The sequence below is a fragment of the Kushneria sinocarnis genome, from assembly GCF_003633775.1.
Taxonomy (GTDB): Bacteria; Pseudomonadota; Gammaproteobacteria; order Pseudomonadales; family Halomonadaceae; genus Kushneria; species Kushneria sinocarnis.
Genome location: NZ_RBIN01000001.1, coordinates 227,906 through 241,533 on the forward strand (window position 1 = coordinate 227,906; position 13,628 = coordinate 241,533).

A 13,628-nucleotide genomic window follows, 5' to 3' on the forward strand; every position below is an offset into this window, starting at 1 on the left:
CTGTCATCGGGTGTTACCCGGCAATCGTCATCAAGCGCACAGCGCTCAAGGAATTCGAAAATGGCAACTGGCACGGTCAAGTGGTTCAACGACTCCAAGGGTTTCGGTTTCATCGCTCCGTCCGAAGGCGGCGATGACCTGTTCGCACACTTCTCGGAGATTCAGGCCGACGGCTTCAAGTCGCTGCAGGACGGTCAGGAAGTCTCCTTTGATGTGACCCAGGGCAAGAAGGGGCTGCAGGCGTCCAATATCCGGCCTCTCTGAGCTCCGGCAGACGGCCGCTTCGGGCGGTCTTCTACCCTGCACCAGGGCCCGCTTCGGCGGGCCCTGGTGTTTTTGTATCTGCCACCGCAGGGCCGCCCGCTCATGCCGCAGGGTGCGCCATGGGCGCACCGCCGCGTCCCTTCATCCAAAGATCTACATGACCCCCGCACCGGGACTGACTACCCTCTGATGGCATCAGGCAGTGTGCAATGCGCTGCCCGGCTCATCACAAGAACTCGAGGGAGCAGCGCATGAATCATCATCTCCGGGGCCTGCGGCAGGGCCATCTCGCCCTGCTGTTGTCGCTGTGGCTGGCACTGGCCGGCTGTGCCGGTACCGGCACGCAACCGATCAAGACCGCCGCCGACTCCCCCGAGCCGACCTGGCAGCCGCTGCTGGCGGATGCGGCGCTGCACCACGTTTACGAGGATGGCAAGACGCTGGTCGACATGATCCCCGAGCGTCCCATGCCGGCGATCCTGGCCGATTATCGGGCACTGCCCTGCCAGCCCGACTGCAATACCGGCGAGATCAGCGCCTTCATGCAGCAGAACTTTCGCGAACCGCCAACGCCCGATGAGCGGCTCAGCGAACCCGAGAATACCCCGGTGGTGCAGCATATCCGCAATCTCTGGCCGGTTTTGACCCGCTCGCCGGAAGACAGTCGGCAGGGGCCGCTGAGCACCATGGTGGCCCTGCCGCACCGCTATGTGGTGCCGGGCGGCCGCTTCAACGAGATGTTCTACTGGGACAGCTACTTCACCATGCTCGGCCTGGCGGCGAACGACCGCTATGACCTGGTGCGCGACATGGTGGCCAACTTCGCCTGGCTGATCGACACCTACGGCTTCATTCCCAATGGGACCCGGACCTACTTCCTGAGCCGTTCGCAGCCGCCGTTCTTTGCCGCGATGGTCAACCTGCTGGCCGAACATGACGGCGACGAGGTCTATACCCGCTATCTGCCCCAGCTGGAGCAGGAGTACGAGTTCTGGATGCGCGGCGCCGATCGGCTGGCGCCCGGGCAGGCCGGCGAGCGGGTCGTGCGGCTTCCCGATGGCACGCTGCTCAATCGCTACTTCGGCGGGGAAAACCGGCCGCGTCCGGAAGCCTACGCGGCCGAAATCGAGACCGCGGCGCAGAGCGATCGTCCGGCCCCCGTGGTGTACGGCAACCTGCGGGCAGCGGCCGAGAGCGGCTGGGACTTCAGCTCGCGCTGGATGGCCGATGGCGAGCATCTGGCCACCCTCGAGACGCGCGATATCCTGCCGGTGGATCTCAACAGCCTGATGGCCAACCTGGAAAATACCCTGGCGCAGGCCTGGCAGGTTGCGGGCAACCGTGAGCGAGCTGCCCACTATCGCGACCGGGTGCAGGTGCGTCAGCAGGCACTCAATACGGTGTTCTGGTCGGCGCAGGGCTTCTACAGCGACTACGCCTGGTCACGGCAGGCGCCCACCGGCCGGCTGACCGCCGCCACCAGCTTTCCGCTCTTTCTCGGACTGGCGACGCCGTCACATGCCGATGGTGTGGCACAGGCCATCCAGACCCGGCTGCTGAAGCCGGGCGGTATTGTCACCACGCCCCGCAATACCGGCGAGCAGTGGGATGCGCCCAACGGCTGGGCGCCGCTGCAGTGGGCGGCCATTCGCGGGCTGCGGCGCTACGGCCATGAGGCGCTGGCCGAGCGGATTGCCCGACGCTGGATTGACACCAACGTCTCGGTCTATCGCCGGACCGGCAAGCTGGTGGAGAAGTACAACGTGGTATCGCCCGGCGTCGGCGGCGGCGGCGAGTACGACGTGGTCGATGGCTTCGGCTGGACCAATGGCGTGCTGATGCAGCTGCTCGAGCTCTATCCGCAGGCGGCGGAAGGCCGTCGGTCACAGCCGGCGGTCATGGAGACTTCTCCCTGAGCGCGCGCCACGGCATCACGTCATGGATCGTTGCGCTCGGGGCAACAACCGGGGCCGGTTGATCAGCCCAAAAAAAGGGCCTGCCGGGGGACGGCAGGCCTGCAGTATGCAAGGAATCATTCAAGGGAACATCTGTTTTGAAAGTGCCCCCACGGGATAAGTTCCCGCGCGCCGCCGAAAAAGCGGTAAGCGAATGCAAGCAGGCGTAACACTCTGCGTGCGCGCCCCGGGGGCAGCTTCATCGGGGCCTCGCTCGGCAAATCCGCAGCGCCGGGTGGGCCGTTAGCCTGCAAAACAATATACACTGTGTCCCGGTCATGTTCGCCGCCCGGCGGTGAACGGCAATACCCTCAGAGGACACCGCATGTCTGCTCCCCGACTGTTCGAGCCGCTGCGGCTCGATGATCTCGAATTGCGCAATCGCATCATCATTGCGCCCATGTGCCAGTATTCGGCCGATCACGGCAGTGCCACCGACTGGCATCTCATCCACCTCGGCCACCTGGCGCTCTCCGGCGCCGGTCTGCTGCTTCTGGAGGCGACTGCCGTGTCGCCGGAAGGGCGCATCAGCCCCGCGGACCTCGGCCTTTACAGCGATGACAACGAGCAGGCGCTGGCCTGCACCCTGAGCGCCCTTCGGGCCCACTCCGACATGCCGATCGGCATTCAGCTCGGTCACGCCGGGCGCAAGGCCTCGACCACCGCCCCCTGGCAGGGGGGCGAGCAGATTCCCCCCGAGGCCGACAACGGCTGGCAGACGCTGGCGCCCTCGGCACTGCCGCATGGCGAGGCGGATCATCCGCCGAGCGCGCTGTCGGTTGAAGAGATCGAACGGATCAAGGCGGATTTCGTCACCGCCGCCGAACGCGCGGCCCGGCTGGGACTGGAGGCGATCGAGCTGCACGCGGCGCACGGCTATCTGCTGCACCAGTTCCTGTCGCCGCTCTCCAACCGGCGCGATGACGAATATGGCGGCAGTCCGGAGAATCGACTGCGGCTGGTGCTGGAGGTCTTCGACGCGGTGCGTGAGGTGTTTCCGAAAGGCAGGCCGGTGGGCGTACGTGTCTCGGCCAGTGACTGGGCCGAGGGCGGCTGGGACATCGAGGGGACGCTGGCGCTGGCCCGGGCGCTCGATGAGCGCGGCTGCAGCTATATTCATGTCTCCAGCGGCGGCCTCACCCCTGCCCAGCAGATCCCCGTCGGCCCCGGCTACCAGGTGCCGTTCGCCCGCCGGGTGCGCGAAGCGGTCGAGATGCCGGTGATCGCCGTGGGGCTGATCAACGAGCCCGAGCAGGCCGAGGCGATTGTCGGCACCGGCGAGGCCGATGCCATCGCCCTGGCCCGGGCGATGCTCTACAACCCGCGCTGGCCATGGCATGCCGCAGCGGCGCTGGGCGCCACGGTGAAGGCGCCGAACCAGTATCTGCGCTCGCAGCCGCGCCAGTACCGTCAGCTCTTCGATCACGACTAGCCGGCCGACCCGCTTTCGGCAGCAAAGCCGCCTCATGGGCGGCTTTTTCATGACTGAAGGCAGCGCCATGGCATGGCGCAATCCGGATGCGCCAGCTAGCCTCTCCAGTTCAGAATGAGTGATCCGCTGCTGGAGAGTGCCTTGCCCTTTGATTTTACTGCCTTGCCGCTGCCGGTCGTCCTGGGGCTGTTTGTGCTCTGCGCACTGATCATCGGGACCATCGGCACCTGGCTGACCGGCGTGGTGGACCAGCTGGCGGATCGCACCGGACTGGGCGAGGCGATTGCCGGTTCGGTGATGCTGGGAGCGGTCACCTCGCTGGCCGGGATCATGGTCTCGGTGGCTGCCGCCGCCCGCGATCAGCCGGCCCTGGCCATGAGCAACGCGCTCGGTGGCATCGCGGTACAGACCGCCTTTCTGGCGCTGGCCGACATCACCTATCGCCGCGCCAATCTCGAACACGCTGCCCCCTCCATCGGCAACCTGATGCAGAGTGCGCTGCTGATCTGCCTGCTCGCCCTGCTGCTGATCGGGGCCTGGACCCCGCCCTTTACCGTGTTCGGCATCCATCCGGTAACCCCGCTGCTGCTGGGGGGCTACGTGTATGGACTGATCAAGGTGCGCGGCGCCCAGAACGATCCCATGTGGCGGCCGAAGAAGACCCGCGAGACCTTCGAGGATGTGCCGGCCGAGGACGACGGCAAGCGCAGCCTGACCTCGCTGTGGCTCCGCTTTCTGCTGCTGGCTGCCGTGCTCGGCATCACCGGGCTGGTGCTGGAGCGGGTGGCGTCGGCCCTGACCCTGCAGACCGGGCTCTCCGCGACCGCGGTGGGGGCGCTGCTGACCGCGGTTGCCACCTCGCTGCCGGAGCTGGTGACCTCGATTGCCGCGGTGCGCCGCGGGGCACTGACGCTGGCAATCAGCGGCATCATCGGCGGCAATGCCTTCGATACCCTGTTTGCCGCGACTTCCGACATTGCCTACCGCAAGGGCTCGATCTATCACGCCATGCCGGATTCGATCCTGCTGTGGACCGCCATTACGCTGCTGATGACCGGCATCCTGCTGATGGGGCTGATCCGTCGCGAACGCCACAACTGGGGCGGTATCGGCTTCGAAAGCGGGATCGTGCTGGCGCTCTATGGTCTGGGGGCGGCCCTGACACTGGGCAGTGGCTGAGAGCCCACCTGACATGCAAGCGTGCGCAAAATCCCCTGCGGCCAAGGTTCAATGGTTCGCCAAGTGACTGATTCTGCTGTGCAAGGTCGGTGACAGCTTGCACGATCGGCGATTGCACGCCGTCACCGGCCTGTTAGCTTGCAGTCAGGGGAAAGGTTCTCGTTCTGCAAGCGGAGGGTCACATGGCGACCGAGTACATCAAGGCAAGCAATCGGCAGGCGCAGCAGCAGGCTTCGGATCGCTCGACCCGGGAGAAGGTCCAGCAGCTGATCAGCGCTGTCGAGGAGGAGGGCGAGCCGGCGATCCGTCGCTACTCCGAACAGTTCGATCGCTGGAATCCGGACGCCTTTCGCCTGAGTGACGAGCAGATCCGGCGCTGCATCGACAGCCTTGATGCGCAGATCATCGAGGACATCCGCTTCGCCCAGCAGCAGATTCGACACTTCGCCCGCGCCCAGCGCGAGTGCCTGCAGGATCTGGAGATCGAGACCCTGCCCGGGGTGACCCTCGGCCATCGCAACGTGCCGGTGGCGAGTGCCGGCTGCTATGTGCCCGGAGGCCGCTATCCGATCGTGGCTTCGGCGCACATGAGTGTGGTGACGGCGAAGGAGGCCGGCGTCGAACGGGTGATTGCCTGCACGCCCCCGGTGGATGGCGAGCCCAATGCCGCCATCGTGGCCTCCCTGGCGCTCGGCGGTGCCGACGAGATCTACCTGCTCGGCGGCGTTCAGGCACTGGCGGCCATGGCACTGGGGACCTCGGAGATCACCCCCGTGGACATGATCGTGGGGCCCGGCAATGCCTTTGTCTCCGAGGCCAAGCGCCAGCTCTACGGCCGGGTGGGCATCGACCTGCTGGCCGGCCCCACCGAGATCCTGGTGCTGGCCGATGACAGTGCCGACGCCGAGATGGTGGCCACCGACCTGCTGGGGCAGGCGGAGCATGGCCCCGGTTCGCCCGCGACTTTGGTCACCACCTGCAGGCAGCTGGCGGAGGCTACCCTCGGGGAGATCGAACGGCAGCTGCAGACGCTGGCGACGGCCGAGGTGGCCGGCCGGGCCTGGGCCGACCACGGCGAGATCCGGCTGGTCGATGACGAGCAGACGATGATCAAGGAAGCCAATGCCATCGCCGCCGAGCATGTCGAGGTGCTGACGCGTGAGCCGCGCCGCCATCTCGCGACGCTGAAGAATTACGGCTCCGCCTTCATCGGTCCAGAGACCAATGTAGCCTATGGCGACAAGGTGATCGGGACCAATCACATCCTGCCGACCCTGGGCGCGGCCCGGTATACCGGCGGGCTCTGGGTCGGCAAGTTCATCAGGACCCTGACCTGGCAGCAGTGCACACCCGAGGCCAGTGTTGAGATGGGACGCTATTGCTCCCGGCTGTGTGCACTGGAGCGGTTCTGGGGCCACAAGGCACAGGCGGATCTGCGCTTGGCGCGTTACACGAGGGTCTGAACTGTAACGACAGCCTCATGAGGAGCCTGCCGATGACTGCAAGGCAGCGCCGTGTCACTGCCAGCGAGGTTGCCCGCGCTGCCCGGGTCGCGGTATCGACCGTCTCCCGGGCGCTGCGCGACGATCACCGTATTTCGGCGGCCACCCGTCATCATGTACAGGAGGTGGCGCAACGGCTGGGCTACGAATCGGCGACCCGGCGTAGCAGTGCGCCGCGGGTGGGGCTGGTCATGGAGCATCTGCACAACCCGTTTTATCCGGCACTGATCGAGCGGCTGTCGCACCGTCTGGCCGAGGAGGGGGTCGAGCTGCTGTGCATGACCGCCGGAGCGGATGGCCGGCACGAGACAGTCATCGCCTCGCTCGCCCGGCTGAAGGTCGGCGCCATCATCTTTACCACCGCCAACATCGACTCCGCGGCGGTGAGCGCCTGTGAACAGCACGAGATTCCGGCCATTCTGGTCAATCGTTATATCCCCGGCGCCCGGGCACTGACCGTGGGCTGCAACAACTATGCCGGGGGCATGCTGCTGGCAGAGTGGCTGATCCGGCGCGGCCATCGCCGGCTGCTGTTCATTCAGGGCGAGCGCCACGCCTCAACCACCATCGATCGCCAGAAGGGCGTGCGCGACGCCGCCCGGCGCTATCGCCTGCCTGCCGTGACCCTGGCCGGGTCGAACGCGTACAGCCACGAGGCCGGCTACACGGCCATCGGCGCGCTGGCGCGTCACGAACTGCCGGACGCCATCATCGGGGCCAATGACGTGCTGGCGCTGGGGGCCATGGATGCGCTGTGCCACGAGTGGCAGCTCGCCGTGCCCGAGGCGGTGTCGGTCGCCGGATTCGATGATATCGACATGGCCGCCTGGCGGCGCTACGACCTGACCACGGTACGTCAGCCACTGGCGGGCATGGTCGAGGCAGTAGTCGAGGGCGTTCACAGGAGCCTGAAGTACCAGGTGTTCACACCGCGCTCATACCTGCTCGAAGGTGACATCATCGAGCGGGGATCGGTCGCGACCCGGCCTGCCACCATGGCACTTTGAACCGGGCGGACAACACGCGAGGAAGGGGAGAGGCAGTCATGACGGCTTTTGCAGCACAGCGGCGCGTCTGGATCACCGGCGGGCTGGGAGGCATCGGCCTGGCCTGTGCCGAACACTTTGCCCGGGCGGGAGACCGGGTGCTGGTCACGACCCGCGATGCCGACCGGGCAAGCCGGCTGCAGTCGCTGCCGGCAGAGATTGCCGGACGGATTGAAAGCGTGACCCTGGATATCCGTGATGAAGCGGCCATCGAGCACCTGCTGGCGGCGCATGGAACGCCGGATGTACTGGTCAACAACGCCGGGCTCAATATTCCCCGCCCCTTCAGTGAAATCAGCGGCGCGGATATCGATACCGTGTTCGATATCAATGTGCGCGCCCTGATGCTGCTGACCCGGGCCGTCGTCAATGCCATGCAGGCGCAGAACGTGGCCGGGCGCATCGTCAATGTCTCCTCCCAGGCCGGGCTGATCGGCCTGCCGCAGCGTACGGTCTACTGCGCCAGCAAGCACGCCGTGGAAGGGTTCGGCAAGGCGCTGGCGATCGAGCTCAGGGGCACCGGCATTCGGGTCAACAGCGTGGCGCCCACCTTCGTGGCCACCGAGATGACCCGGGAAACGCTGGCCGATACCACCATGCGCTCGCTGATCGAGCAGAAGTGCCTGCTTGAAGCACTGCCCGAGCCCGCGGATGTCGCCGCAGCAGTCCACTTTCTCGCTTCCGAGGGCGCCCGCTACATGACCGGTACCACCCTGAAGGTGGATGCCGGCTGGACGGCACACTAGCGCCGCCCGTCGCGGGGCCGGTCACCGCTCGCAGCGCGCCGGCGCCACCAGGGTGCGTTCGACCTCGGCCACGGCCCGGCCGTGCTCATCCACCAGACCGTAGATCCACTGAATGGTGAGGGGCTCGCTGTCGCTGGCATTGATGAAGCGATGCGCGACGTGTGGCGGAATAAAGGAACTGTCGAACGGTTCGACCTCGGTGGTCTCCTGGCCTTCGACCACGCACAGGGCGCGGCCGGTCAGGATGGTCACGGTCTCCTCGACGTTGTGCACGTGACAGGGCAGGCTGGCGCCGGGGGCGAAGGTGGCCAGCCCGACGATCATGGTGCGAGCGCCATCCTCCCGACGGATCATCTCCCGGAACCGTACGCCGGGCTCGACTTCGAAGGCCTCGGCAGTGCGGTAGCGGGCCAGGCGTGATGTGCAGGACTGCGAATGCATGGCGGTACTCCGGTCGGGGACCGAAGAAGGCGGGCTTCTCCGGCCCGATGGGCCGTGCCGACGGGACACTCAGGAGCGTGTCAGCGGCTCGGTCGCGGGGGCGGTCGAGGTGTCCGGCTCGTCCTCGAACTCCTGCTGCGGGTCGATCCCCCGCTTCATCTGCCAGCGGTAGACCAGCAGTGCCAGCACCGGCGTCAGAATGGCGGTCGTGACCGTGGACCCGGCCACCTGGGCCGTGGCCGTGGCCTCGATGGCCCGATAGGCGGGGTCGGCTGCCGCGACGACTGCCGGAGTGGCGACGGCCGCGCCGGCGGTGGAGGATTCACAGGCGCCCGAGATGATATTGCGCCGATAGTGCGGCCGGCGGCGGACGCGATGGACCAGGGCGAGCAGCAACATGGCACCACCGCCGGAGACTACCAGTGTCAGCAGCCCCAGCAGCACGCCCGGCAGCCCGGCTTCGATCAGGGTCTTGAAGTCGATGCCGGCGCCCAGCGGGAAGGCAAAGAAGGGGATCAGGATGCGCTGGCCGGGGGCCAGGAAGCGGCGCAGGTTCTCATCCAGATTGCCGAGGATGAAGCCCAGCAGCACCGGGGCGACCACGCCGATGAAGGTCAGCAGCGGAATCGAGGCCAGCCCCGCGGCCCCCAGTACCAGCAGGGTGAGAAAGGGGCCGTCATTGAGCGAGATGACCGAGACGGCACCGGTATCGGTCTTGTTGCCGAACTGTTCGGTCAGGGCGACATACATGCCGCTGTTGGAGTTGGTCATGGCCGCCACGATTGCCAGGGGTGACAGCGCCAGCAGGGTGCCCGAGGGCATCAGAAAGGCTGCGATCAGGGCCACGAGCACGCCGGCAATCAGCTTGCCGATCAGGATGGCGAAGCCCTTTTCGGCGATCGGGCCGGTGGCGCGGATGGGAATCTGGGCGCCCATGCAGAATAGGAAGGCGCCGATCACCGGCAGTGCGCCCTCCTTGAACAGGGCCTGGGTGAAGCCGCCGATCTCGAGCAGACCGGGAAAGAAGGTGTTGACGGTGGCGCCCATCAGCAGCGGAATGACCATGATGCCGCCGGGCACCTTTTCGATTGCACCGAGAATGTTCATGACGGACCTCGGGTAGGTAGTGAGGCGAATGAAGCTGAATCAACCGATGCCACGGACACAATCTCTCCGGGTCACGGAACGCGGGGTTTCCGGACCTGTGGTCGATCGGTCTGCCGGCGGACGGCCGACGCCGGGCAGGGCGCCGGCCGGAACGTGTCAGGCGGACTGACGCTTCTTCAGCGCGGCCAGCGTCACCAGATAGCGGTCCCGCCAGGCCATGCGCTCGTCGCGCTGGTCGGCAGGCAGCGTCTCGCGGCGCGCGCGTTCGAGCTGGTCGAGCAGCTGTTCGCTGTAGCCGTGGCGGGGGCGCGAGGAGTCGGCAATCTGCTGATACATCGGCCCGAGCCGGGTCATGTAGTCGCGCACTCCTTCCGGGGCATTGAGATCGATGGTCTCGATCGGCCCCATGAAGAACCAGCGGGCGCCCAGGCCGTCGCTGACCACCCGGTCGAGGTCCTCGACGCTGAGATAGCCGTCCTCGATCAGGTTGAAGGCCTCGTTGAGCAGCGCCCCCTGCAGCCGATTGACCGCGAAGCCGGGAATCTCGCCTCCGAGGGTGATCGGGGACTGGCCGACCTCCGCCATCAGCGCCCGGGTGCGGTCAAGCACTGCGTCATCGGTCCAGGGCGCGGGAATCAGTTCGACCAGCGGAATCAGGGCCGGCGGATTGACCGGATGCGCCACCAGGCAGCGCTCGCGGTGGGCGAGGGTCTCGGTGAAATCGGAGGCCGGTATGCCCGAGGTCGAACTGGCCAGCGTGGTATCGGGCGCGGCCAGCTCATCGAGCCGGGCGAACAGTTCCCGCTTGAGCGCCACCCGTTCGGGAATGTTCTCCTGGACGTGGATGGCCCCCTCCAGCGCCTGCGTCAGATCGCTGCTGATCCGTACCCGCTCCAGCACGCGGGCGGGGGCCTCGTCGAGCAGCTCGTTGGCGGCCAGCTCCTCGAGGGTCTCACCGACCAGCTCACGGGCGCGGGGCAGCACCTCGGCCTGGCTGTCGAACAGCACCACGTCGTGGCCACCGCGGGCGAAGACCACCGACCAGCTGCGCCCGATCAGGCCCGATCCGATAATGGCAACATGACTCATCTTCCACCTCCTGGTTGACGGCGCGCGGGCGCCGGGCCGATCCCTGTGCCGGCCGGTAACATGCAGCGCTCAGCTCTCCCACCGGGCGCCATGGTGCTCGCAGAGTTCGCCGATCTGATCGGCATCGAGGGTGCGATACTCGTGACCGTGCAGCAGCAGGAAGAGCTTGGCGGTCTCCTCCAGCTCCTCGGCGGCGCTGACCGTGGCATCGAGGTCCTTGCCGGTGACGATCGGGCCGTGATTGGCCAGCATCAGCGCGCTGTAGTGTGGCGCCAGCCGGGCGACGTCGTCGCCGAGCCGCTCGTCCCCCGGGCGGCGGTAGGGCACCAGCGGCAGCCGGCCGATGCGCATCACGAAATAGGGCGTGATCGGCGGCAGCACACTCGCCTCGTCGACGTTCTTCAGGCACGACACGGCGCTGGAGTAGCTCGAGTGCAGGTGCACGATCGCCTGCGCCTCGGGCCGATGCTTGTAGTAGGCCAGGTGAAAGAAGTACTCCTTGCTGGGCTTGCTGCCGGAGAGGACATTGCCCTCCCAGTCGAGCTTGGAGATCTCGTCGGCGTTGAGTTCGCCCATGCAGGAGTTGGTGGGCGTGGTCAGCCAGCCATCGTCCAGCCGCACGCTGAGATTGCCGCTGGTGCCGGGACTGAGCCCGCGGTCGTAGAGTCGCTTGCCGAGCGTGACCAGACGCTGGCGCAGGGTATGTTCATTCATCGATGACCTCCCAGGCACGGGTAAACATGTCGGGGGCGCCGAAGTTGCCGGACTTCAGCGCCAGGTGCAGCGGACCATGGCTGGAGTCGGTCCAGGTCCAGGGAACGCCGGGATCGATTTCCGGGCCGATGCGCAGACTCTCGATGCCCAGTGCGCCGACGATGGCGCCCGCCGTTTCGCCACCGGCGACGATCAGGCGGCCGATGTTGCGGACGATCAGCCGCCTGGCGAGTTCCGCCAGCGCTCGTTCCACCAGCGCACCGGCGGCTTCGACCCCCAGCTGCTGCTGGGCCTCGCGCACGACCTCGGCTCGGGTGTCGCTGTGGATCAGCAGCGGCGCGCCCAGCTGTGGCAGCGCCCACTGTTCGATCGCGGCGAGGGTGGCGTCGAAATCGTGATGCAGTTCGAGCGGGTCCAGGGCCCGGGTCGGCATCCGGGCACGGGCATGTTCGATCTGCTCGCGGGTGCGCTGCGAGGCGCTGCCGGCCAGGATCAGCGCGCCGCCCTCGGGCGCCGGCAGGGCGGCCGCCCGGCCGCTCGGCGATGAATAAAGCGCCCCCAGCCCGAGTGCCAGCCCGGAGCCCCCGGTGACCAGTGGCATGTCGCGGCTGGCCAGCGCAATGGTGGTCAGGTGGGCGTTGCGCAGGGTGTCGGTCACGAGCAGCCGGTGCCCCTGGGCCTGCAGCTCCTCGAGCCGGTCGCGGGCGGCCGCTTCGCCACGCTCGATGACCTCGGCCGACAGCAGCCCGACGCGCTGTTCGGTCTGTGCCTCGAGCCAGCGCACGAGGTTGGCATCGGTCATCGGGTTGAGCGGGTGGTGCTCCATGCCGCTCTCGTTGAGCAGGCTGCCGCCCACGAACAGATGGCCCTGATAGACGGTACGGCCGGTGGCCGGGAAGGCCGGGCAGAACAGGGTGGTGTCACAGCCGAGCGCCGCCATCAGCGCCTCGGCCACCGGGCCGATATTGCCTTGCGGGGTGGAGTCGAAGGTCGAGCAGTACTTGAAGTAGAACCTTTCGCAGCCCTGGCGCTGCAGCCAGCTCAGGGCGTCCAGCGACTGACGTACGGCGTCGGCTGCCGGAATGCTGCGCGACTTCAGCGCCACCACGATGGCATCGACGTCTTCGGGCGCCGTGGTCGGCACGCCGATGGTCTGGACGGTACGAAAGCCGCTTCTGACCAGGTTGTTGGCCAGGTCCGTGCCGCCGGTGAAATCGTCGGCAATACATCCGATCAGGGCCATGGGACCTCCTTCGGTTCATCGGCCGTCCGGGGGGCGGTAAGCGTGACCGTGTCGAGTGCGATGTCGCGCTCGATGATCGCCTCGCGAGCACTTTCGGCCAGCCGGTCATCGGTGACGATCAGGTCGAAATCCTCCAGCGCACAGGCCCGGAACATGCCGAATCGGCCATACTTGGAGCTGTCGGCGACCAGCACGCTCTTGGAGGCGATCTGCAGCAGCTGCTGCTTGACCAGGATCTTCGATTCATCCGGCGTGGTCACGCCGCGTTCGAGATGCCAGGAAGAGCTGCTGAGAAAGGCGATGTCGACGTTGACCTGGCGCAGGAACTCCACCACCGAGGGGCCGACCGCCGAGTAGTTCTCGTGATTGACCCGGCCGCCGGTATGAAAGAGCTCGATGTGCGGGTACTGCGCCAGCAGCGCCGAGATGTGAAAGTTGTTGGTGACTACCGAAAGATCGTTGTGCTCGGTGAGCAGGCGAGCCATGGCGAAGGTGGTGGTGCCGGCATCGAGATAGATCGACATGCCGTCGTGGATCATGGCCGCCGCCCGCCGGGCAATCGCCTCCTTGTGCTCGATGCTGGCAGTGGTCTTCTCCTGCCAGGCGGGCTCGTGACGGAACCGGGCAGCCAGGCGCACCCCGCCGGAGACCGAGAGCACCCGGCCCTCCTGTTCAAGCTGGGCGATATCGCGGCGTACCGTCATGTGGGAGACCCCGAGCAGGTCGGTCAGCTCGCTGATGGTCAGTACGCTCTGCCGGTCGAGCAGTTCCAGCAGGTAGTCGCGTCTTTGCGTGGGTATCACGGTGGTGTTTCCGTCGATTGCTGCAGATAGCCGTGGTAAATGACGTGAAAAATTCACGTCGATTATCATGAAAGGCATGTTTGATGGTGGCGCGCTGAAAGTCAAAG

The 13,628-nt window shown here is 66.6% G+C and carries 13 protein-coding genes; 7 read left to right on the plus strand and 6 right to left on the minus strand.

Annotated features, from left to right (window positions below; all coding sequences use genetic code 11):
• Positions 1-60: 60 nt before the first annotated feature.
• The 7 genes from C7446_RS01045 to C7446_RS01075 all read left to right on the plus strand — a co-directional run bounded on the left by C7446_RS01045 (position 61) and on the right by C7446_RS01075 (position 8,124).
• Positions 61-264 (plus strand): cold-shock protein, encoded by a 204-nt coding sequence (locus C7446_RS01045; RefSeq protein WP_121170420.1) that lies wholly within the window; start codon positions 61-63, stop codon positions 262-264.
• 251 nt (positions 265-515) lie between these two features.
• Positions 516-2,180 (plus strand): alpha,alpha-trehalase TreA, encoded by a 1,665-nt coding sequence (treA, locus tag C7446_RS01050; protein ID WP_121170422.1) that lies wholly within the window; start codon positions 516-518, stop codon positions 2,178-2,180.
• Positions 2,181-2,544: 364 nt separating this feature from the next.
• On the plus strand, positions 2,545-3,651 hold the full coding sequence (locus C7446_RS01055) for an NADH:flavin oxidoreductase/NADH oxidase (protein WP_121170424.1): 1,107 nt from the start codon (positions 2,545-2,547) through the stop codon (positions 3,649-3,651).
• 114 nt (positions 3,652-3,765) lie between these two features.
• Positions 3,766-4,830: a sodium:calcium antiporter gene (locus tag C7446_RS01060; RefSeq protein WP_121170426.1), complete on the plus strand. Its 1,065-nt coding sequence runs from the start codon at positions 3,766-3,768 to the stop codon at positions 4,828-4,830.
• A gap of 182 nt (positions 4,831-5,012) precedes the next feature.
• Complete coding sequence (gene hisD / locus C7446_RS01065; protein WP_121170428.1) at positions 5,013-6,293, plus strand: histidinol dehydrogenase; 1,281 nt, start codon at positions 5,013-5,015, stop codon at positions 6,291-6,293.
• A 32-nt stretch (positions 6,294-6,325) separates the two neighbouring features.
• A complete protein-coding gene (locus tag C7446_RS01070; RefSeq protein WP_170149962.1) occupies positions 6,326-7,339 on the plus strand; it encodes a LacI family DNA-binding transcriptional regulator in 1,014 nt (337 codons plus the stop codon).
• A 38-nt stretch (positions 7,340-7,377) separates the two neighbouring features.
• Entirely contained in the window at positions 7,378-8,124 is a 747-nt protein-coding gene (locus C7446_RS01075) for an SDR family NAD(P)-dependent oxidoreductase (protein ID WP_121170432.1), read from the plus strand.
• A gap of 21 nt (positions 8,125-8,145) precedes the next feature.
• Here the strand turns inward: C7446_RS01075 and C7446_RS01080 are convergent, their stop codons facing one another.
• From C7446_RS01080 to C7446_RS01105, 6 genes are all read right to left on the minus strand, one after another.
• Complete coding sequence (locus tag C7446_RS01080; RefSeq protein ID WP_121170434.1) at positions 8,146-8,565, minus strand: cupin domain-containing protein; 420 nt, start codon at positions 8,563-8,565, stop codon at positions 8,146-8,148.
• Positions 8,566-8,634: 69 nt separating this feature from the next.
• Entirely contained in the window at positions 8,635-9,672 is a 1,038-nt protein-coding gene (locus C7446_RS01085) for a 2-keto-3-deoxygluconate permease (protein ID WP_121170436.1), read from the minus strand.
• Between the two features lie 156 nt (positions 9,673-9,828).
• Positions 9,829-10,761 (minus strand): 3-hydroxyacyl-CoA dehydrogenase, encoded by a 933-nt coding sequence (locus C7446_RS01090; protein WP_121170438.1) that lies wholly within the window; start codon positions 10,759-10,761, stop codon positions 9,829-9,831.
• A gap of 69 nt (positions 10,762-10,830) precedes the next feature.
• On the minus strand, positions 10,831-11,475 hold the full coding sequence (otnC, locus tag C7446_RS01095; protein WP_121170440.1) for a 3-oxo-tetronate 4-phosphate decarboxylase: 645 nt from the start codon (positions 11,473-11,475) through the stop codon (positions 10,831-10,833).
• On the minus strand, positions 11,468-12,718 hold the full coding sequence (gene otnK / locus C7446_RS01100) for a 3-oxo-tetronate kinase (protein ID WP_121170442.1): 1,251 nt from the start codon (positions 12,716-12,718) through the stop codon (positions 11,468-11,470). The genes otnC and otnK overlap by 8 nt, the downstream gene beginning before the upstream one ends.
• Entirely contained in the window at positions 12,709-13,521 is an 813-nt protein-coding gene (locus C7446_RS01105; RefSeq protein ID WP_121170444.1) for a DeoR/GlpR family DNA-binding transcription regulator, read from the minus strand. The genes otnK and C7446_RS01105 overlap by 10 nt, the downstream gene beginning before the upstream one ends.
• Positions 13,522-13,628: the final 107 nt, after the last annotated feature.